The following is a 21252-nucleotide window of genomic DNA, read 5'->3' as shown; positions in this document are numbered from 1 at the left end:
GAAAAAAAACTTGCAACTCGGTTGCATCGAGTCGCAAGTTTCTTAAAATACCTAAAAATAATGATAGGTTATTCAGTCTCAAAGTAATTCTCTAGTTCAGCACGTGCACTCCCGTCGGCATTAGGCAGATCACGTACGATACGGCCTTTTTCCAGAAGCGCAATGCGCGTAGAGATGTCGATAGTGTGTGCCAAGTTATGACTTGAAACCAAGATAGTAGCGCCCGTCTGCTGTGCATATTCTGTGAGCACGTGTTTCAATGTGTTCTGACTCGAAGGATCGAGAAAATTGAATGGTTCATCGAGAATCACCAGTTTTGGGCTATTGAAGAGGGCAGAGATGATACCAACCTTCTGCTTATTACCTGCCGAGAGGTTGCGAATCAACTTCTTCTGTCCGAATATCTCACCAGCCGCCAGGCGTTCAAACTGCTTGAGGCGGTCGTCCACCTGCTCCTGGGTCATATCGGTAATTTTTCCGATAAATGAGAAATACTCTTCAGGCGTCAAGAAATCAATGAGGAATCCCTCGTCAATAAACGCGCCTGTTGTATTCTTCCATTTCTCGCTCAGGGCGGGGCTGATGCCATCGAGTGCCACTTCACCTTCATCGGGTTTCAGCAGGTCGAGCAGCATGCGGAAGAGTGTGGTCTTACCAGCACCGTTATTACCAACGAGTCCGAGGATCTCGCCATCATTTACCTGAAACTTTTCAATGTCGCAGGCAACAGTGCTGCCGAACGCCTTCTTCAAATTGCTTATGGTTATCATAACTCTTAATTCTTAACTATGAACTCTTAACTACACAATTCCCTTTCCGTGGCAGTTTTTGAACTTCTTACCAGAGCCGCATGGACATGGATCATTGCGTCCGGGCAACTTATCCTTGACGATAGGCTCATTGGGCTGCTGTGCGCGTGTATCCTGCTGTGCAGCTGCCTGCTGATTTCTGTCCACCAGCTGTTCAACTTCCTGCTTGCTCTCAACATACTGCTGGCGCTGAGTGTGCTGCTCTGGAGCGGCCTCATGCACTTCCTGCTGCTGAATCTCAGGAATCTGACTGCGTGTAAGGATAGAGCAGATGCGGTTGTACATATCGTTGATCATCTCGTCCCAAACCTTAGCTGATTCGAGTTTGAAGATGAGCAATGGGTCTTTCTGCTCGTAGCTGGCGTTCTGTACAGAGTGCTTCAGTTCGTCGAGCTGGCGGAGGTTCTCCTTCCATGAATCGTCGATGATATGCAGAAGGATACTCTTTTCAAACTCCTTCACGATGCTTTTACCCTCACTCTCGTAAGCCTCCTTCAAGTTGCATGGTATGTTGAACATACGGCGACCGTCGGTGATGGGCACCATGATGCGCTCATAGATCTGTCCCTGAGTTTCATACACCTGCTTGATGACGGGCATAGCCACAGTCTGAATGCGCTCAGTACGGCGGTTGAAGTTGGCGATAGCAGCCTGGAAAGCATTCTCATAGAGCTCCTCACGGGCCTGGTTTGCAAACTCGTCTTCGCTGAAAGGCACATCCATTGAAAGGATATGCAGGAATTCCTCCTTACAACCCTGGAAGTCGGTAGCATTTTCGATGATATTCACTACGCGGTCCCAGATGATGTTGGCGATATCCATACCAATACGCTCACCCATAAGAGCGTGGCGACGCTTCTCGTAGATAACGGTACGCTGCTTGTTCATCACATCATCGTATTCGATCAGACGCTTACGGATACCGAAGTTGTTCTCTTCAACCTTCTTCTGAGCACGCTCGATGCTCTTTGAGATCATAGGACTCTCAATCATCTCACCCTCCTTGAAGCCCAGACGGTCCATGACAGAGGCGATACGCTCAGATGCGAACAGACGCATCAGCTTATCCTCGAGCGATACGTAGAATACAGAAGAACCTGGGTCACCCTGACGACCGGCACGACCACGGAGCTGACGATCGACACGACGGCTCTCATGACGCTCTGTACCGATGATGGCGAGACCGCCAGCGGCCTTTACCTCAGGCGAGAGCTTGATATCGGTACCACGACCAGCCATGTTAGTAGCGATGGTCACAGCACCCTTACCGTTGGTGCTCTGTCCGGCCAGTGCCACGATGTCGGCCTCCTTTTGGTGCAACTTAGCGTTCAACACCTGGTGGGGAATACCCTCGCGCTTACCCGTCTCGGGGTTCACATACATATCGAGCATACGGCTGAGCAACTCAGAAATCTCTACCGATGTGGTACCAATCAGTGTTGGACGTCCCTGATTACGCATCTTTACTACTTCGTCGATCACGGCCTTATACTTCTCGCGAGCAGTCTTATACACGCGGTCATCCTGGTCGTTACGTTGTACGGGGCGGTTGGTAGGAATCTCCACTACGTCGAGTTTATAGATATCCCAGAACTCACCAGCCTCGGTAGAAGCGGTACCGGTCATACCTGAGAGCTTGTGATACATACGGAAGTAGTTCTGCAGGGTGATGGTAGCGAAAGTCTGTGTGGCAGCCTCTACCTTCACGTGCTCTTTGGCCTCAACAGCTTGGTGCAGTCCGTCGCTCCAGCGGCGGCCCTCCATGATACGTCCGGTCTGCTCGTCTACGATCTTCACTTCGCCATCGATAACCACATACTCGTCGTCCTTATTAAACATGCAGTAAGCTTTGAGCAACTGCTGCAGTGTGTGCACACGCTCACTCTGCACAGCGTAGTGGCTCATCAGCTCGTCTTTCTTATCCAGACGCTCCTGATCGCTAAGTCCTGCCTCAGCCTCGAGTGCCGACAGCTCGGTAGTGATATCGGGCAGCACAAACAGCTCGTTGTCGTTAACCTCCTTAGCCAACCAGGCAGTACCCTTGTCGGTGAGGTCGCATGAGTTCATTTTTTCATCTACCACGAAGTACAGTGGCTCCACACACTCAGGCATGCGGCGGTTGTTGTTCTCCATGTAGATATTCTCAGTATTCTGCATACCGGCCTTGATACCCTCTTCAGAGAGATATTTGATGAGTGGCTTGTTCTTTGGCATGGCCTTATGTGAACGATAGAGCGACAGGAAACCAACATCAAGTTTCTCCTGACCCTCATTCTTCTTACCAGCCTCAATTAGCTTATTACCTTCGGCAATCAACGACTTAGCCTCTGCCAGATACTGTGTAGCCAACTGTCGCTGCACACCCACCAGTTTTTCTACCAGTGGCTGATACTCCTCGAACATCTGGTCGTCGCCCTTGGGGATAGGACCAGAAATGATAAGTGGAGTACGAGCATCGTCGATCAATACTGAGTCAACCTCATCGACGATGGCGTAGTTGTGTGCGCGCTGCACAAGGTCGGCAGGCGATGTAGCCATATTATCGCGCAGGTAGTCGAAACCGAACTCATTATTGGTTCCGAATGTGATATCTGCCTGATATGCTTTGCGACGGGCAGCCGAGTTAGGCTGATGCTTGTCGATACAATCCACGCTCAAGCCATGGAACATATAGAGAGGTCCCATCCACTCAGAGTCACGCTTGGCCAGATAGTCATTGACGGTAACCACGTGAACACCGTTTCCTGTCAAAGCATTGAGGAATACAGGGAGTGTAGCCACGAGTGTCTTACCCTCACCAGTAGCCATCTCAGCAATCTTTCCTTGATGGAGAACTACACCACCGAAGAGCTGCACATCGTAGTGCACCATTTCCCACTTCAGATCGTTACCACCAGCAGTCCAGTGGTTGTGATAGATAGCCTTGTCGCCATCGATAGTGATGAAGTCGTTCTTAGGATTGCCAGCCAGCTCGCGGTCGAAGTCGGTAGCAGTAACCACTGTCTCTTCATTCTCAGCGAAGCGACGGGCTGTTTCCTTGACGATAGCGAACACCTCGGGCATCACGTTGTTGAGAGCGTCCTCATAGATCTCAAGCACATCCTTCTCGAGTTTGTCAATCTGTGCAAACACGTCGGCACGCTCATCAATTGGCGTATTTTCGATGGTGGCTTTTAACTCCTCGACACGAGCTTTCTGCTCTTTGGCAGAATCCTGAATCTGTTGCTGCAATGTTTTTGTGCGCTGACGCAGAGCATCGTTATCCAACTTCTGAACCTCGGGATATACGGCCTTCACCTGTTCTACGAGGGGCTGGATAAGTTTCATGTCGCGGCTGGATTTGTCACCAAACAGCGACTTCAAAAGTTTGTTGAAATTCATATCTTAATTTTATTTTTTTACTTATTGTTGATGTATGACGATTGTTAAAACGGCGGCAAAGTTACAAAAAATAATTGTAACAGCCAAGGCTTTTCGTTAAAAAAGCGGTGTAGCCATACAAGCATTTGGCGCACGGATACGTATTGCCTTAGAAATTGTGGGCGCAATACGCTCGATGCTAACCGGTGTAAGCACCTTCCCTGCAGGCACTTGGGCACCGTAGAATATGATGGGGAAATAAGCTAGAGGCTGTTTGGTTTTGATTTGCTCGTGAGTATCGTCGTTCTGCATCTGCCACCCTGGATTGAGCTCCACCACGAGGTCGCCCATGTGGGTCTCATAGAGATGGGTGTGCACCTTTTTCACACCAGTGATCTGCAACAGGAAATCCTGTGCCTTCTGTGCGGCCTCAGAGAGTGCGATACGCTTCTGTTCGAGCAACTGATGGTTCAGATACAACTGATTGCGATAGATACCTTCAACATACTTACCTTGCCCCCACAGGGCTCCTAAGTACATGTTCAGCAGGTTGGCAGTACGGTTGGTGTAATACACACCTGTAGGTACGTTATAGCGAGCATAATCAGCCGTGTCTTGCTCGGTATAACCAGATGATGTGAGTACAAAGAGTGCATGCTCTCTGCCCACTAGTCGCTGCACCTCAGTTACGAGTTGTGTGAGCGCCGAATGATAGTCGCTTTTCTCATACTGCAAATACAGCAAATCGGGGACAGAATCATACCCAAGTCTTTCTTCAACTATCAGCTGCAAAGCCTTGGCTGTCAGATTTGTAGCATCCCATTTCTTTCGCTTATCATCCTGCCAGACCAAGCGATCCACATTATGGGCTGACAGCAGTTCAGCAACTGTTTTTTCAGCTGCTACTGCACACACCTTACCCAATCCTTGAGTAGCCATTTTCAACTCATCGGAGAGCGTTGAAACGGCGATGTCACTAGGCATAGCAGCTACAGGCTGCAACGAGTGGCGGTCGATCCACTTATCAGCAGTGATGGTGTGATAAAATGGTGAAGTGCCAGTGACAACTGACGAAATGACAGATGAAAGGTCTGCCTGATTGTCGGGATAGAAACCCTGTTCACAGATTAATCCATCGTCAAAGAGCACAGGATAGCTATCACGCAACTGATCGATGGTGATATTCACCACCAGTCGCGTTTGGTTTCCCTTCTGCTGTGCCTGCATGCTGAGTGCCAGCATGGCAAGTAGCGTGACGTATAGATATCTATTCTTCATTTTCTGCAACGTAACAGCAAACATAATGCCACAATCCACATACCCTCAGGATAACTCTGAAGTATGCCACCCAGACCATAGAGTACGATCATCATCAGGTGCACCTTATTCCATAGACTGCGCTTACCTTTTATCACTGCGGGGATAAAAAGTAGCGGAATAGGGTTAAACAGCAGCAGATTCAGATTGAGCGATGTAGTGGGGTGCTGCGAGAATATCATCACCGTGAGCATCACACCTGCCAGTCCCTGCAATGTCATCAGCAGCACATCCCACCATTTCACTACGCGTGAGCCTTTCCACTCATATAGTGCGATAATGACAGAGATAATCAGTAGCAGAACAGCCATCTGGGTGGGCGACAGAAAAAAATCTGGTTCTATCAGCTGCACGCCTGGCTGGACCACCTGGCGCTCAGCCAATACCAGTGGACGGGATTTTCCATCCTTCACGATTTGCGCATGAGCCACGTTCACCATCAGGTTCATGGGCAGGAATTCCTGTTCCTCGCGGGTGGTAGCTAGGTCGGCCTTTACACCCAGCAGCATATCGTTACCAAACTTCGACCACTGATGATTACGATTACACTCGCGCACCATCTCGCGGAAGGTTGGACAGAAGTCTTTCCGGTCTTCATAAATCACCTGTCCGTCAATACATTGCTCTATAATATCTCTAGGTTTGGTAGAACAGTTGTCATAAAAGAAATTATAGCGATATACACGGTTCTCCGGACGCATATTCTCAGTCAGCAACTGCTGCAGCTTGCGCTTTTCATCATTCGTAAGATTGAGCACCTGCTCGGTAATGCTGCTGCCCCATTTCTCGTAGTATGGCCAGAAGTGGTCAAAGGGGTAGACACCCAGTTCGTAGTCGGTGAGTCCGAATACGAATCGCAACACAAAGTAGGGTTTTCCGAAACTGAACATGCCCCAGTTGAACACCAAGTCGGTATCACCCTCATGCCAACGAATAGCTGCATGACCGTAGAGACTATATATCTCCTCGTGGGGCGAACACGTCAGCAAACTCACTTCAACAGAGTCCATCGGATCGATATTCGACTCAACAGTCACAAAAGCGCTATTCCCGGCATTTACCTCCGATTGCGCACAAATTGGCGTTATATAGCTGAAACTCAGCAGGATAGCTGTGGTTAGCAGGCTATTAATTTTCATTTTCAAATGTTTCACGATGCAAAAATAACTTATATTTTCGAAGAAAAAGCCATTTCTTCGATTTTTTTTGATAATTTTGCACGCTGAAATGTTTTTCAACTGAATTAAAAGATAAAATATGAATAAAATTCTCGCCAGTTTCGTCTTAGCAACCATGACGACCTCGGCTTTTGCTCAGAGCAACACTAATTCTCCCTACAGCCAGTTTGGCTTAGGTGATTTGACAGACCAGAGTGTAGGTTTTAATAAAGGCATGAACGGCGTTGGCCTGGCCATGCGCCGTGGCAACGAAGTGAACCCCATGAACCCAGCTTCTTATTCTTCGGTGGATTCGTTGACGATGCTGTTTGATGCCGGTTTGTCTGGGCAGATAACCAACTATAATGAGAACGGCACAAAACTGAATGGCAAGAGTGGTGGATTCGACTACGTAGTTGCCCTGTTTCGTGCTTTCAAGGGTGTAGGTATCTCGTTTGGCGTGCTGCCTTACTCCAACATTGGCTATAACTACAACAGCACAGAGATGCTCTCTGACAGTCAGACTGCCATGCAAACCACCTACAAGGGTGATGGCGGTATTCACCAGCTTTACCTCGGTACAGGTATTCGCCTGCTGAAGCCACTGAGCATTGGCGCCAACATCTCTTATTTCTGGGGCGACTACAATCGCAGTATCACTACCGCCAGTTCGTCGGGTATCAACTCGCTTTCTAAAGAATATAAGGTAGATATCAGTAGCTACAAGTTTGATCTGGGTATGCAGCTGGCATTGCCACTGAACAAGTTGGACCAGCTGACACTGGGTGCCACTTGGAGCCTGGGTCATTCGCTCAAGGCCGACCCAACTTGCTCTATCATCAATACCAACTCTACCATCAGCAAGGCCGACACCACTACCTATACCGTGAAAGACGGTTTGAAGCTGGCCACGAGCTATGGTTTCGGTTTGGCCTATAATCATGCCGACAATCTGCGCGTGGGTGCCGACCTGACAATGCAGAAGTGGGGTAGTGTGGATATGCCTGACTACGACGGCAGCCAGTACACCATGAAGTCGGGCCTACTCAAGGATAATTACCGCCTGAACCTCGGTGCCGAGTGGACGCCACGTCCTATAGGACGTAAGTTCCTGCAGCGCGTGCGCTATCGTGCCGGTGTGGGTATGGCTACACCTTATTATAAAATAAACGGTCAGGACGGTCCTAAGGAGCTGTCGGCCAGCATTGGTTTCGGTATCCCCATCATGAACAGTTATAACGGCCGTTCGATACTGAACATCAGCGGACAGATTGTGAACCGCAAAGCCGATAATATGATAAAAGAAACGATGTTCCGCCTGAACATCGGTCTGACATTCAACGAGAGATGGTTCGCAAAGTGGAAGGTAGATTAATAGTCATAGCTGCTGCGGCAGCGCTGGTTCTGGGCAGTTGTAGCGAGGTACAGGAGCATACAGCTGCGGCTATCCATGACCGCGACTCGGTGTCGGTGATGACGTCGTATGGTGTCAATACGCTGATCAGTGACAGCGGTGTCATCAAGTACAAGATTGTGACTGAGCGCTGGGATGTGAACACGGTGAAGAACCCCTCATACTGGAAGTTCGACAAGGGCGTGTTCTTCGAGCAGTTCGACGAGAAATTCCACGTAGAGGCCTATATCCAGGCTGACTCTGCCATGTATTACGACCAGAAGAAACTCTGGCACTTGCGTGGCCGCGTACGCATACGTAATATCAACGGTTTGCTGTATGAGAGCGAAGAGTTATTTTGGGACGGCATGAAACACGAACTCTACTCGAATGTTTTCTCGCGCGTGACAACACCCGAACGCAGCATGGAAGGCACCTACTTCCTGTCGGACGAACGCATGACTCACTATACAGTAAGTAACTCGAAGGGCTCCTTCACGAAGGAGGATGTGACTGGCGAGCAGACCGACACTGCCAGCACCCAGAAGCCCGACACCGCCCAAGTACAGCCCAACTTGCGCCCACAACTGCAGAAACATAGGAGGAACGGAAGATGACAATGCTGATAGTGTGGCTGCTGGTTTCGATGCTGTTCTCGGCTTTTTTTTCGGGCATGGAGATAGCCTTTGTGTCGTCCAACCGCCTCTGGGCCGAGATGGATCGCGAGAAGAACCACTTCTCTCAGCGCATCATCCATGAGTTCTATCAGCATCCCAACAACTTTGTATCCACGATGCTTGTGGGCAACAATATCTCATTGGTCATCTATGGTATCCTGTTTGCCCAACTGTTCGACGGCACACTGTTTGCCCTCTTTAGCGACGGGGTGAGGGTGACGGCCGACACGCTGCTATCCACACTCGTGGTACTGTTTACAGGCGAGTTTCTACCCAAATCCATTTTTAAGAACAATCCCAACACGCTGCTCACGGTGTTTGCCGTGCCAGCATGGATCTGCTATGTGGTGCTTTATCCCATATCGCGCTTTGCCACGCTCTTGTCGAAGGGTCTGCTGCGCCTAGCAGGCATACGCATGAAGAATGCGGGCGAGGAAAAAGAGTTTACGAAGGTAGATCTTGATTACCTGGTGCAAACCAGTATCGACAATGCTAATAATGAAGAGGATATTGAGGAAGAAGTAAAGATTTTCCAGAATGCGCTCGACTTCTCGGAGACCAAGATTCGCGACTGCATGGTGCCTCGCACAGAGATCGACGCAGTGGAGGATACAGCCAGTGTAGAGCAGCTGCGCCAGGTGTTTATCGAGAGCGGCCACAGCAAAATAGTAGTCTATCACGAAGATATCGACCATATCATCGGCTATGTGCACTCTAGCGACATGTTCCGTCTTGACAAAAACAATTATCAATTATCCATTATCAATTGCCAATTGGTTCGTGAGATATCATTCGTGCCTGAGACGATGCTGGCATCGAAGCTGATGGCCCAGCTGATGCAACAGAAGCGCTCGCTGGCCGTGGTGGTGGATGAGTTTGGCGGTACCAGCGGTCTGGTGTCGCTCGAGGACATCATGGAAGAGATAACCGGTGAGATAGAAGACGAGCACGACAACACCAACCACGTGGCCAAGCAACTCTCCGATCATGAGTATATGCTGGCTGCGCGCCTGGAGATAGCCAAGATCAACGAGATGTTCGATCTCGATCTGCCCGAAAGTGACGAATATATGACCCTTGGCGGTCTGATTCTGAACTACTACCAGTCGTTTCCAAAACTCAACGAGGTCGTAAAGATGGGGCGCTATGAGTTTAAAATCATCAAGAATACAGCAACAAAAATAGAGTTGGTGCGATTAAACATTGCCGAATAGCCAAAATTTATAGGAAAAAATTAGGTCGTTTCGAACAAATTTATTAATTTTGCACCCGTTTTATGAATAATAATTAAAAATTTAAATACATTATGGCAGCATTAGGAAAAATCCGTAAGAGAGGCGTAGCCCTCGTAGGAATTATTGGCTTAGGCCTTTTCGCCTTTATTGCTGAAGAAGCATTCCGTTCTTGCGAAGCAACCAAGAACCAGGAACGCCAGCAGATAGGCGAAGTGTTAGGAAACAAAATCAACGTTCAGGAGTTCCAGTCTCTGGTCGACGAGTATCAGGACGTGCTGAAGATTACTCAGAACCGCGACAACTTCTCTGAGGAGGAACTGAATCAGATTAAGGATCAGGTATGGAGTCAGTACGTTAACGAGCAGATCATCAAGGCCGAGGCCGAGAAGCTTGGTCTGACAGTTACCGACGAGGAGCTTCAGAACATCCTGAAGGAGGGCACCAACCCAATGTTGTTGCAGAGCCCATTCGTAAACCAGCAGACTGGTCGTTTCGACGTAACCATGCTCACCAAGTTCCTGGATGACTATAAGAAGGCAGGTTCAAACCCACAGCTGGCAGAGAGTTACCAAACTATCTATAAGTACTGGCAGTTTATCGAGAAGCAGCTGCGCAGCAACACCCTGGCTCAGAAATATCAGTCGCTGCTTGGCGGTTGCTTGCTCTCTAACCCCATTTCAGCCAAGATGGCTTTCGAGGGTCAGAACACTGAGAGCGACATCCAGTTGGCTTCTATTGCCTACTCAAGCATCAACGACAACGACGTAAAGGTTGACGACAAGGATCTGAAGGCCAAGTACGACGAGCAGAAGGAGATGTTCAAGCAGGACGTTGAGAGCCGCGACATCAAGTACGTTGACTTCCAGGTAGTAGCATCTGCTGCCGACCGTCAGGCTCTGATGAAGACCATGACCGACGCAGCCCAGAAGCTGCAGAGCGGTGCTATCCCCGCCGAGGTGGTTCGTAAGGCTCAGTCACAGTTTGCTTATAGTGGTCTGGCAGCAACCAAGCGCGCTTATCCTTCTGATATCGCAGCTAAGCTCGACTCAATGGCAGTAGGTCAGACTTCAGCCGTATTCGAGACTGCTTTCGATAACACTCTGAACGTAGTTAAGCTCATCTCTAAAACTCAGGCTCCCGACTCAATCGAGTATCGCCAGATTCAGGTAGGTGGTGCTACTGTAGAGGCCGCTAAGAAGACCGCCGACAGCATTTACAACGCTCTGAAGGCCGGTGCCGAGTTTGAGCAGCTGGCTCAGAAGTACGGTCAGACCGGTGCTAAGCAGTGGCTCACATCAGCTATGTATGAGAATAGCAACACAATCGACGAGGAGTCGAAGAACTACCTCACAGCTATCAACAACCTGGCTGTTAACGATGTTAAGAACCTGGAGTTTGCTCAGGGCAACATCATCCTGCAGGTTACTGCCCGTAAGGCTATGGTAGATAAGTATGACGCTGCTGTCATCAAGCACAGCATTGATTTCTCAAAGCAGACATACTCTGAGGCATATAACAAGTTCAGCCAGTTTGTAAGCGAGAACAAGACTATCGAGGATATGGAGAAGAATGCTGGTAAGTTCGGCTACAAGGTTACTCCACGTCAGGACCTGTTTAACTACGAGCACAACGTAGCTAACCTGCGCGCCACACGTGAGACTATGAAGTGGATCTTCGACGCTAAACCAGGCGAGGTGAGCCCACTTTACGAGTGTGGCAACAACGACCACCTGCTCGTAGTAGCTCTGACCAAGGTTAACCCTGTGGGCTACCGCGACATGAGCAGCTTGAAGGAGGTGCTGAAGGCTCAGGTGATCCGCGATAAGAAGTTCGAGCAGATCAAGGCTAAGCTGGCCGGTATAAACGACCTGGCTGCAGCTAAGGCTAAGGGTGCTCGCATCGATTCAGTAAATCAGATCACATTCTCTGCTCCTGTATTCGTACAGGCCACAGGTGCCAGCGAGCCTGCTCTGGCAGGTGCTGTAAGCGCTGTGAAGGCTGGCGAGTTCAGCAAGAATGTAGTAAAGGGTAACGGTGGTGCTTACCTGTTCAAGGTACTCAAGAAGAGCAACCGCGCAGGTGCTAAGTTCGATGCCGCTCAGACCGAGCAGCAACTGCAGATGCAGGCTTCACAGGCCGCTCGCATCTTCATGCAGGAGCTGTATCAGAAGGCAGGCGTAGTAGATAACCGCTACTTGTTCTTCTAAAAGAAATTGATAGATATTCATTAAATAGATTTAAAGATCTTAACAGGTTTATTAATTGAAGACCGGGAGTCGTGATGACCTCCGGTCTTTTTTAGTCGCCAGCGGCTCGTCAATAGCCTCATTTCTTTTTATCAGAATTATATAAAAAAAGAGAGGCAATCGCTTGTTTCTTTAGCAAAATATTCGTAACTTTGCAAGCAATAACTTTAAGAACATGAGATTTTGCCCTGCAATCTGGACGAAAATGGTAGTCGGCATGATAGCCGTATTACTGATGACATCAGCCATAACAAGCTGTAAGTATGAGCTTTCCCCTTTAAAAGCGCAACAGGAAATAACACTTTTAGAGAAATCATCCGCTACACAAAGTGACTATCAAGCTGAAAAGCAAAACGATATCGAGCAACTGAAACTACAAAACAAGCAGCTGCAACAGCGGCAGCGATTCACTACAGGCGGCGTGGCTATGGTGCTGGGCATCATAGCCATGCTGGTGTTTCTGACCACCAGCAACCGCTGGCGACACACTCTGGAGGTAAAAAACCGACAGCTAGAGCGCGAACGCAACGTGGTGGTGGCGCAAAACAAACAACTGTCAATCGAGCGCGACCGCGCCGAGGCTGCTTCAAAAGCCAAGACAGCATTCCTGCAGAGCATGACCCACGAGATACGTACACCGCTTAACGCCATCAGCGGATTCACACAGGTACTCACCATGCCAGGCATCAAACTGCCTAAAGCAGAAATGCAGGACTATAGCAATCGTATACAGGAGAACACCCGACTGCTGACCACTATCCTCGACGACCTGCTGCTCATCTCAAACATGGAGGGAAGCAAGCAACAGCTGCCAGCAGAAGAATGCCTGCCACAGGCCATCATCTCCACTGCTGCCGAAACAGTGGCATCACAGGTAAAAGATGGTGTAAGCCTCAACATGCACTGCAACATGCCAGCCGAGGAAACCATCATGAGTCATCCACGCCAGATAGGTATCATCCTCACCAAACTGCTGGAGAATGCAGCCAAGTTTACCACCGAAGGCACCATCTGTCTCACACTCACACAGGAGGATGGAGAACTGCACTTCAGCGTGGCCGACACCGGTCCCGGCATCCCTGCCGACAAGCACGAGTTCGTGTTCGAGCGATTTGCCAAAATAGATAGTTTCACACAAGGTGCAGGCCTCGGTCTGTCGATAGCACGTATGGTGGCCGAACAGCTGCAAGGCACGCTCAGCATAGACCCAGCCTACAACAAGGGCACTAAGCTTGATCTTATCATCCCATTCAATCCACAAGCATGAAAGAAAAACTATTATCGCTGCTAGGTTTCTCGCTGCAGAGAGACAATCTTAAAACTGAAATCATATCAGGCATCACCACCTTTATCACCATGGTTTACATACTGGCCCTCATGCCAGCGATGTTTGCGCCGCTAGCCGATTACGGATTCCCTGTTCACGCTCTGTTCACAGCCACAGCCCTGTCGGCCATCGTGGGCACCCTGTTCATGGCATTCATCGCCAAGCGCCCCTTCGGTCTGGCACCTGGTCTCACCCTCAACACATTCTTTGTTGAAACGGTGTGTCTGGCTTTAGGCTACCCATGGCAGTTCGCAATCACCGCCGTGCTCATCGAAGGACTGCTCTTTGTGCTTATCTGCGTGAGTAACATGCGCCAGGTGATATTCGAGATGGTGCCCACACCACTGAAATACGCTTTTGCTGCCGGCATCGGATTCTTTATAGCCATGATAGGTTTCAAGAATAGTGGTATATTGGCCGAAGGCACCATCTTCAACCATATGGAGACACTCGTATCACCTACATCACTGCTGTTTCTGTTGGGACTGCTGCTGACAGGGCTCTTCACCGTGATACGCATCAAAGGCGGACTGCTGCTCAGCATCATCATCATCACGCTGCTTGGCTTGCCGTTCGGCATCACCGCCGTCCCCGACAAGTTGATAACACTACCACCATCTCCAGCACCACTACTGTGCCAGTTCTCGCTCGACTATCTGTTTCATCCTGATTTCTGGGTGGTAGTGATGACCATGCTCTTCTTTGATGTGTTCGACACACTGGGAACAGTAGTAGGCGTGATGGCCAGTTCAGGCATTATCCGTAAGAACGGCCGCATCCCCCACATGCGCAGCATCATGCTCAGCGATGCCCTGGCCACCGTGTCGGGTGCCTGTCTGGGCTGCAGCACCGTCACCACCTATGTAGAGAGTGCCACCGGTTTTGCCGAGGGCGGTCGTACCGGTGTATCTGCGCTTGTCACAGCCCTCTGTTTCGCACTCAGTCTGGTGTTCTCACCTTTGTTCCTAGCCATACCAGCAGCCGCCACATCACCAATCATGGTAGTGGCAGGATTCTTTCTCTTCGGCGTGGTGCGCCACATCAAACTCACGTATAATCTTGAGGCCATGCCAGCCTTCCTTTCCATACTGCTCATGACCATCACCGGTAGTATATCCGATGGTATCCTGACAGGATTGATATCGTATATCATCTTGTCATATACATACAATTTCATGGGAAAACTCAAGAAATCCAAAAGAATCAGTCAATAATACTTTTTCACGACCAACCCTCCTTGTCCTAAGAAGGGGAACTGTCCATTTCTTTGGCATAAAGAAAAAAACTAAAAGAAAAAGATGGATTAAAAAAGGAAGAACATTAAATGCTCTTCCTTTTTATTGCCAGCATGGTGAGATCATCGCTTTGTTCAGCATCGCCGACAAAACGACTCACAGCATCCGTCATGCGCTCCACTACCACATGCGCTGTCACCGCATCAGCACCATACAACTCCTGCGCCACATTAAAGATGCGTGTCTCAGTAAACTGCTGATGGTCTATATTCTCAGCCTCGGTTAGTCCGTCGGTATAAAGAAATATCAGCGTGTCGGTATCCACATCCGTCTCCTGAGGCTCAAACTTAAAGCCAGGCATTACACCAACCGGCAAGTTTGACTTGCACGACAACAGATGTTGCTTCTTCTCTTTCAAGTTGATCAGCAATGGGGCATCATGACCGCCATTACAATAATCCAGATGACCGGTTTTCAGGTCGAGCGAACCGATAAACAGGGTTACAAACATGTTTGAATCGTTCTGGTCAGACAGAGCCTCGTTCATCTGTTCCATAATCTTACTGGGCTCATCGAGATGCGACGACACGATGCGAAACAGCGTGCGCGATACCGCCATCACCAATGATGCAGGCACACCCTTGCCCGACACGTCGCCGATGGCAAAGAACAGTTTCTCATCGCGGATATAGAAGTCGAACAGGTCGCCGCCCACAGCCTTGGCAGGCGTCAGACTGCCGAAGATATCGATATCCTGGCGATCGGGATAAGGCGGATATATCTTTGGCAGCATCGACATCTGTATGTCGCTCGCCACCTTCAGCTCTCCCTCGATACGTCCCTTCTGCTCGTTCACCGTTTTCAGTTCCTCTATCTGTTGCTTCAGCGATGTCTGCATCATAGCAAACGAGTCGTGCAGATGCTTCATCTCATCACGCGTCCTAATCTGCGGCAGCGAAGCGTTTAGGTCGCCCTTGGCAATATTATCGGCTGAACGGGCAAAGTGCGTCAGCGGACGTGTGGCGCGCTTCAGAATGCTGCGGCACACCGCAAACAGCACCAGCAAGCCAAACAGCATGACACCTATAATGATAGTGGCATACTTAGCCGAACGGTTGGTAATCAGCTTGTAAGGTATCACCGTGGCCATCGACCAACCTGTACGTACTATCGGACTATAACTAACAACAAACTTAGTGCCGTCGCGATCCACCGTTCTCATGCCAGCCTTTCCGTCAATCATCTCATAGCCTATCAGGTTGTCAATACTGTCCTTCGAACTATACGAGTAGGTGAAATAGGTATCGGCCAGAATGCGGTCGCGCAGCGGGTGGGAGATATAGGTGCCACCCTTACCGATGATGTAGGTATAGGCAAAGTGATAGAAAAACGAACTGTCGTTCTCCATCTCTGCCTGCAGCTCCTGCTCGTTGTCCACATCGAGTTCCAAGGCTTTACGGTTGAACTCGATATCGTTCTTTCGCAGCAGGTCGGATACCCATTCGAGCGATATGTCGGCCGTGAGAATCGCAAAGATATGTCCCTTCTTGTCGTAGAGTGGGTGAGAGTAGGTGGTCATCATCTGCTCACCGCCACCACGATCGTAGTAAGGCTCGCTCCAGTAATTCTTCTTCAGCAACTTAGGAATCAGGTACCAGTCCATATAGTGGTACTCATAATCGGTGGTACCCAACTGCTTGGTGTATATATTATTGCCCACACCTCTGTAGGCATAAGGTGAAAACTGTTCACCCTTCTCTTTATAATAATAAGGTTCGAAAGCAACTGCAGAGCCCACGATATAGGGGTTTATCTCTAGCAGACGGCGCACGATACGATACATGTCGTCGGGCTTTCTCAACGACATCTCCACCTCGGGGATGGTATTGAAAACAGCTACTTCAACCGACTGCATCACATTATTGATGCGTTGGTTGGTTATCTCCATACGACTCTTGGCATTCTCGGTAGAGCCTAACAGCACGCCTTTGGCACCAAAATAGGTAACCATATAGGTGATGACAACAAACACCACCAGCACCGTAAGCATAATCCACATAGTAATACGGGCGTAGAGCGTACGGAAGGGCTTAAAAAATTCAGTATTTCTCATGGCTCAGTGATTTGCTTGTAAGTGATAGGTTTCTTTATCTCGCCACCTTGCAGCAGGATGCGGTTCACCAGATCCAAACCATCCGACTCAAGCATATACGTGCGCTTGCCCGTATTAGGACTCACCAGCAGGCGCAGGCACTCCTTGAGCATCCAGCGCTGAGCAGCCTCGTTGGCCGAGATGCCCGACTGGCGCATATAGAGCATCACAATGTCGAGGGTTTCCTTGGGGTGCTACAGTGCATACTCCCAGCCCCGCTTAGAGGCCCTAACGAACTTATCAACCTCGGCCCTGTGCTGCTGGTAGTATTGCTTGGTAACGTAAAGTCCATCCTCAGGAATATTACAACCGATGTCGCGCATATACAACAGCTGCTCCTTCTTCAGACGCTGACCGGCCATGATCAGTTGGTAGTACTCGTTGTAGCTCATGGCAAGCGTAGCATCGATAGCACCCGACACATATAGATTGGTATGCGACAAGAAGGGGATCCACTCGATATTCACCTTCTGACTGCGCGCCACGGCTATAGGCAGATTAGACAAGCCAATTCTGAAACAGCCCACACGCTTGCGGTCAAGACTTCTCAAACCGTACATCGGCTCGTGGGAGATAATCATCAGTGCGCTCTGCTGGAAATACTGCATCACGTTCACCAGCTCGTCGCCATTCTCAATCATCTCAATGGCAGACAACAGATGAAGAGACACATACTGACTCTCACCGCTCTTCAAACGGTTGATACCTGACCGGGAAACCGATGGATGCTTGATAATCACATTCAGTCCCTCGTCTTTATAAAAGCCCATGGCATCAGCTACATAGAATCCCGCAAACTGTGCCTGAGCAGTCCACGTAGGTGTGAAAACCAGTTGTGTTTGAGCATAGGTACTGCATATGGCGAGAATGCACAGCAGAATGGTATAGATAAATCGTTTCATAGGTAGTAACACTATTTATTCTGCTGCAAATATACAAATATTTTCAAAAATAAAGAAGATTAATTGATTTTTTCTAAAGTATAGATTAATCTGTCCTTTCAGAAAGAATATAAAGATATATTTTTGAAGAGAAACAATTGTATATAAAAAAACAAATCTCCTACGGGATTGTAGGAGATTTGTAGTGAATGATGATATTACTGGATACCGTGCTCGCGGAGCTTCTGCTGCCAACGCCATGCAGTGCGCAGGATCTCGTCGGTTGGTGTCTCGGCTTTCCAGCCCAGCACCTTATTCGCCTTATCTACATTACCCCAAACCTGCTCGATATCGCCCTCGCGACGAGGAGCATAGGTCCAGTTAACCTTCACGCCAGTGGCTTTCTCAAAGCCTTCAACAACCTCGAGGGTAGAGAGCCCCTTACCTGTACCGATGTTGAACACCTCAACAGCCTCGCACTCAGGTTTGTCGAGTACGCGCTCCATAGCCTTCACGTGAGCCTTGGCCAGATCCACTACATAGATATAGTCGCGAATACAGGTCTTATCAGGTGTGCTGTAGTCGTTACCGAAGATCTTCAACTGCTCGCGGATGCCCATGGCAGTCTGGGTAACAAAAGGAATGAGGTTCATGGGTACACCGTTAGGCAGCTCGCCGATGAGTGCTGATGGGTGAGCACCAATTGGGTTGAAATAACGCAGGATGATACTCTTGATGGGGGCACCAGAGTGGATGTAATCCTGAATGATCTCTTCGTTCACCTGCTTGGTGTTGCCGTAAGGACTCATAGCCTTCTGGATAGGTGCATTCTCAGTGACAGGCAGATTCTCAGGAGCAGGCTGACCATATACGGTGCAACTTGATGAGAAGATGATACCCTTCACGTCATACTTTGGCATAAGCTCCAGAAGATTGATGAGAGAGGTGAGATTGTTGCGATAGTAAAGCAGAGGCTTCTCTACGCTCTCACCAACTGCCTTTGAGGCAGCAAAGTGGATGATACCCTCAATCTTAGGATACTTCTTAAACACCCCCTCGAGGGCCTCCATGTCGCAGCAGTCAACCTGCTCGAAAGCAGGGCGCACGCCTGTAATCTTCTCGATACCGTCAACAACGTTGGCGTTTGAGTTCGACAGATTGTCGATGATGACTACTTCGTAGCCTGCCTCCTGCAGCTCTACGGTTGTGTGACTACCAATGAAACCGGTTCCACCAGTAACAAGGATTGTTTGTTTCATAATGCTTTAAATTATATTGATATAGTTGTCTTGAATGTTCCTTCTTGAGAGAACTCATTGAGATTGAGCGGCTGACGCGATAGGGCAAATAGGGTAGAACCCGAACCAGACATGGCGGCATAGGTGGCACCAAGTTCGTACAGGCGCTCCTTGACAGCACCCAACTTGGGATGCACAGCAAACACACTCTCCTCGAAATCGTTAGTTAGCTTGCCCCGCCACAGTTCTACTGGCAGCTGCACTACATCGCGACAGTTAAGTTCGGGGTAGTGGGGCTTAATCAGTGAGAATGCCTCACGGGTAGAAACAGGAATGTCTGGTCGAACCAGCGATAGATACCATCCTGATAATGAGAGGCTTATTGGTTCAAGTTTTTCTCCGATACCCTCAGCATAGCAAGGCTTGTTGAGGATAAAGAAAGCGCAGTCGGCACCCAGGCGGGCTGCATAGTCTATCATCTGCTGATCGGTGAGTCCTAACCCAAACATCTGGTTAAGCAGGGTGATCATAAAACCACAGTCGCTACTACCACCCCCCATTCCAGCCTGCGTAGGGATACCTTTATACAGGTGAGCATGCACACGAGGCATCTCAGGGAAGTCGGCTTTCAACAGGTTATAAGCACGAACCACCAGGTTGCGCTGCTCGTCGCCGTCGATACAGATATTAGTCACCTTCAGGTCGCAATCCACGACCGAAGGAAACGCAGAATCCATGGGCAGCACCTCAAGCGCATCCTCGATGGACACTGGGAAGAATACGGTCTGAAGGTTGTGATAACCGTCGGAGCGCTTCTCAACTACATTAAGACCCAGATTGATCTTTGCTATGGGCTTTGTTATCATTGTTCTTCTTTTTGGATTTTCCTTTGGGTTTACCACCATTCTGCGGCTTATCATCGCCCTTGGGCGTTCCGTCATTCTTGGGCGTTCCGTCATTCTTGGGCATTCCACCATTCTTAGACTTACCGCCGTTCTTGGGCTTGCCATGCCCCTTAGAGTGCCAGCGACCGTTTCGACGACTGGTAGGTTTCTTTTCGCGCTTCTTGTATTCAGGCGCCTCGCCAAGACCTTCGGGCAGAGCTACTTTCTCTACCTCTTTACCTAGGAAGTGCTCTATCGACTGGAAGCGGCACATATCGTCTTCACTCACAAAGGTGATGGCCTCACCATCACGATCAGCACGAGCAGTACGACCGATACGGTGCACATAATCCTCGCTATCTGTAGGCACATCATAGTTGATTACCAGACGGATATCATCAATATCGATACCACGGGCCACGATATCAGTAGCCACAAGCACATCGGTCTTACCAGCCTTGAAACGGAACATCGCCTCATCGCGCTCAGCCTGCGAAAGGTCAGAGTGCATCTGGTCGCAATTGATATGCATCGACTTGAGTTTGCGGGTTATCTCTTTCACGCGCTCTTTCTTACCTGAGAAGATAATCACACGCTGCAGGTCGCCACTATTAAAGATGTGCTGGATAATCTTCAGCTTCTGAGGCTCGTAGCACACGTAGGCCATCTGGCGAATCTTCTCGGCAGGCTTAGACACAGCTATCTGTATCTCCACAGGATCGTGTAGCAGCTGTACAGCCAACTCGCGGATCTTCTTAGGCATCGTAGCCGAGAACATGATGCGCTGACAACTGTCGGGCAGTTCCTTTACCAGCTTCAGGATATCGTCAATAAAGCCCATATCGAGCATGCGGTCGGCCTCATCGAGCACAAAAAACGAGCAGCGCGACAGATCGAGATTGCCTACTTTCAGATGACTCAACAGTCGGCCTGGGGTGGCTATCAGCACGTCTGCACCCATACGCATCGAGCGCAGTTCCTGATCGTAGCGGTTACCATCGTTACCACCATACACAGCCACACTACTCACATCATCCAGATAATAGCCAAAGCCCTGCATGGCCTGGTCGATCTGTTGTGCCAACTCGCGTGTGGGCGACATGATAACAGCGTTGATAGCATCCTTGGGGAAGTTGCCATCATCAAGTTCCGACAGTATAGGCAGCAGGTAAGCAGCAGTTTTTCCGGTACCAGTCTGGGCCACCCCCAGCACGTCATAACCATCCAGTATCTCAGGGATGCATTGCTCCTGGATGGGTGTCATATCCTCGAAATGCATATCATAAAGCGCATCCAGGATATTATCATTCAAATATGTTTCTTCAAATTTCATCAATTCTC

At 49.3% G+C, this 21252-nt stretch carries 15 protein-coding genes and 1 pseudogene; 6 read left to right on the top strand and 10 right to left on the bottom strand.

The features are described from left to right. Positions 1-68: 68 nt before the first annotated feature. The 4 genes from T360_RS0112045 to T360_RS0112030 all read right to left on the bottom strand — a co-directional run bounded on the left by T360_RS0112045 (position 69) and on the right by T360_RS0112030 (position 6625). Positions 69-770 (bottom strand): ABC transporter ATP-binding protein, encoded by a 702-nt coding sequence (locus T360_RS0112045; RefSeq protein ID WP_028913008.1) that lies wholly within the window; start codon positions 768-770, stop codon positions 69-71. Between the two features lie 30 nt (positions 771-800). After that, a complete protein-coding gene (gene secA, locus T360_RS0112040) occupies positions 801-4190 on the bottom strand; it encodes a preprotein translocase subunit SecA (protein ID WP_028913007.1) in 3390 nt (1129 codons plus the stop codon). A 96-nt stretch (positions 4191-4286) separates the two neighbouring features. After that, a complete protein-coding gene (locus T360_RS0112035; protein ID WP_028913006.1) occupies positions 4287-5447 on the bottom strand; it encodes a hypothetical protein in 1161 nt (386 codons plus the stop codon). Next, positions 5444-6625 carry a DUF4105 domain-containing protein gene (locus T360_RS0112030; RefSeq protein WP_051523557.1) on the bottom strand — a complete coding sequence of 394 codons (1182 nt, stop codon included), beginning with the start codon at positions 6623-6625 and terminating at the stop codon, positions 5444-5446. Before T360_RS0112030 ends, T360_RS0112035 begins: the two co-directional genes overlap by 4 nt. A gap of 118 nt (positions 6626-6743) precedes the next feature. Between T360_RS0112030 and T360_RS0112025 the strand changes: the two genes are divergently transcribed. The 6 genes from T360_RS0112025 to T360_RS0112000 all read left to right on the top strand — a co-directional run bounded on the left by T360_RS0112025 (position 6744) and on the right by T360_RS0112000 (position 14735). Beyond that, complete coding sequence (locus T360_RS0112025) at positions 6744-8018, top strand: hypothetical protein (protein WP_028913004.1); 1275 nt, start codon at positions 6744-6746, stop codon at positions 8016-8018. Further along, complete coding sequence (gene lptC, locus T360_RS0112020) at positions 7991-8653, top strand: LPS export ABC transporter periplasmic protein LptC (protein ID WP_036929541.1); 663 nt, start codon at positions 7991-7993, stop codon at positions 8651-8653. The genes T360_RS0112025 and lptC overlap by 28 nt, the downstream gene beginning before the upstream one ends. Beyond that, positions 8650-9927: a hemolysin family protein gene (locus tag T360_RS0112015; RefSeq protein WP_028913002.1), complete on the top strand. Its 1278-nt coding sequence runs from the start codon at positions 8650-8652 to the stop codon at positions 9925-9927. The genes lptC and T360_RS0112015 overlap by 4 nt, the downstream gene beginning before the upstream one ends. A gap of 92 nt (positions 9928-10019) precedes the next feature. Beyond that, the gene (locus T360_RS0112010) at positions 10020-12155 is read left to right on the top strand and encodes a SurA N-terminal domain-containing protein (protein WP_028913001.1); all 2136 of its coding nucleotides are present in this window, start codon (positions 10020-10022) and stop codon (positions 12153-12155) included. Between the two features lie 256 nt (positions 12156-12411). Then, a complete protein-coding gene (locus T360_RS0112005; RefSeq protein ID WP_036929539.1) occupies positions 12412-13461 on the top strand; it encodes a HAMP domain-containing sensor histidine kinase in 1050 nt (349 codons plus the stop codon). Continuing rightward, positions 13458-14735: an NCS2 family permease gene (locus T360_RS0112000; RefSeq protein ID WP_028912999.1), complete on the top strand. Its 1278-nt coding sequence runs from the start codon at positions 13458-13460 to the stop codon at positions 14733-14735. Before T360_RS0112005 ends, T360_RS0112000 begins: the two co-directional genes overlap by 4 nt. A gap of 106 nt (positions 14736-14841) precedes the next feature. Here the strand turns inward: T360_RS0112000 and T360_RS0111995 are convergent, their stop codons facing one another. From T360_RS0111995 to T360_RS15315, 6 genes and pseudogenes are all read right to left on the bottom strand, one after another. After that, positions 14842-16869: a SpoIIE family protein phosphatase gene (locus T360_RS0111995; protein WP_036929536.1), complete on the bottom strand. Its 2028-nt coding sequence runs from the start codon at positions 16867-16869 to the stop codon at positions 14842-14844. Next, positions 16866-17078, bottom strand: a complete 213-nt coding sequence (locus T360_RS15870; protein WP_155949535.1) for a hypothetical protein — start codon at positions 17076-17078, stop codon at positions 16866-16868. The genes T360_RS0111995 and T360_RS15870 overlap by 4 nt, the downstream gene beginning before the upstream one ends. Before the next feature lie 24 nt (positions 17079-17102). Then, positions 17103-17810: an ABC transporter substrate-binding protein gene (locus T360_RS15320; RefSeq protein WP_051523555.1), complete on the bottom strand. Its 708-nt coding sequence runs from the start codon at positions 17808-17810 to the stop codon at positions 17103-17105. A 197-nt stretch (positions 17811-18007) separates the two neighbouring features. Next, positions 18008-19048, bottom strand: a complete 1041-nt coding sequence (gene galE, locus T360_RS0111985; RefSeq protein ID WP_028912997.1) for a UDP-glucose 4-epimerase GalE — start codon at positions 19046-19048, stop codon at positions 18008-18010. An 11-nt stretch (positions 19049-19059) separates the two neighbouring features. Next, a complete protein-coding gene (gene ispE, locus T360_RS0111980; RefSeq protein ID WP_028912996.1) occupies positions 19060-19893 on the bottom strand; it encodes a 4-(cytidine 5'-diphospho)-2-C-methyl-D-erythritol kinase in 834 nt (277 codons plus the stop codon). Between the two features lie 199 nt (positions 19894-20092). After that, a pseudogene (locus T360_RS15315) lies at positions 20093-21244 on the bottom strand (DEAD/DEAH box helicase); the annotation flags it as partial. Between the last annotated feature and the right edge of the window lie 8 nt (positions 21245-21252).

Origin of the sequence: Prevotella sp. MA2016, assembly GCF_000619825.1 — a bacterium.
Classification (GTDB): Bacteria; Bacteroidota; Bacteroidia; order Bacteroidales; family Bacteroidaceae; genus Prevotella.
The sequence above is the reverse complement of the archived record's forward strand: the minus strand, read 5'-3'. Positions and strand labels throughout refer to the sequence as shown.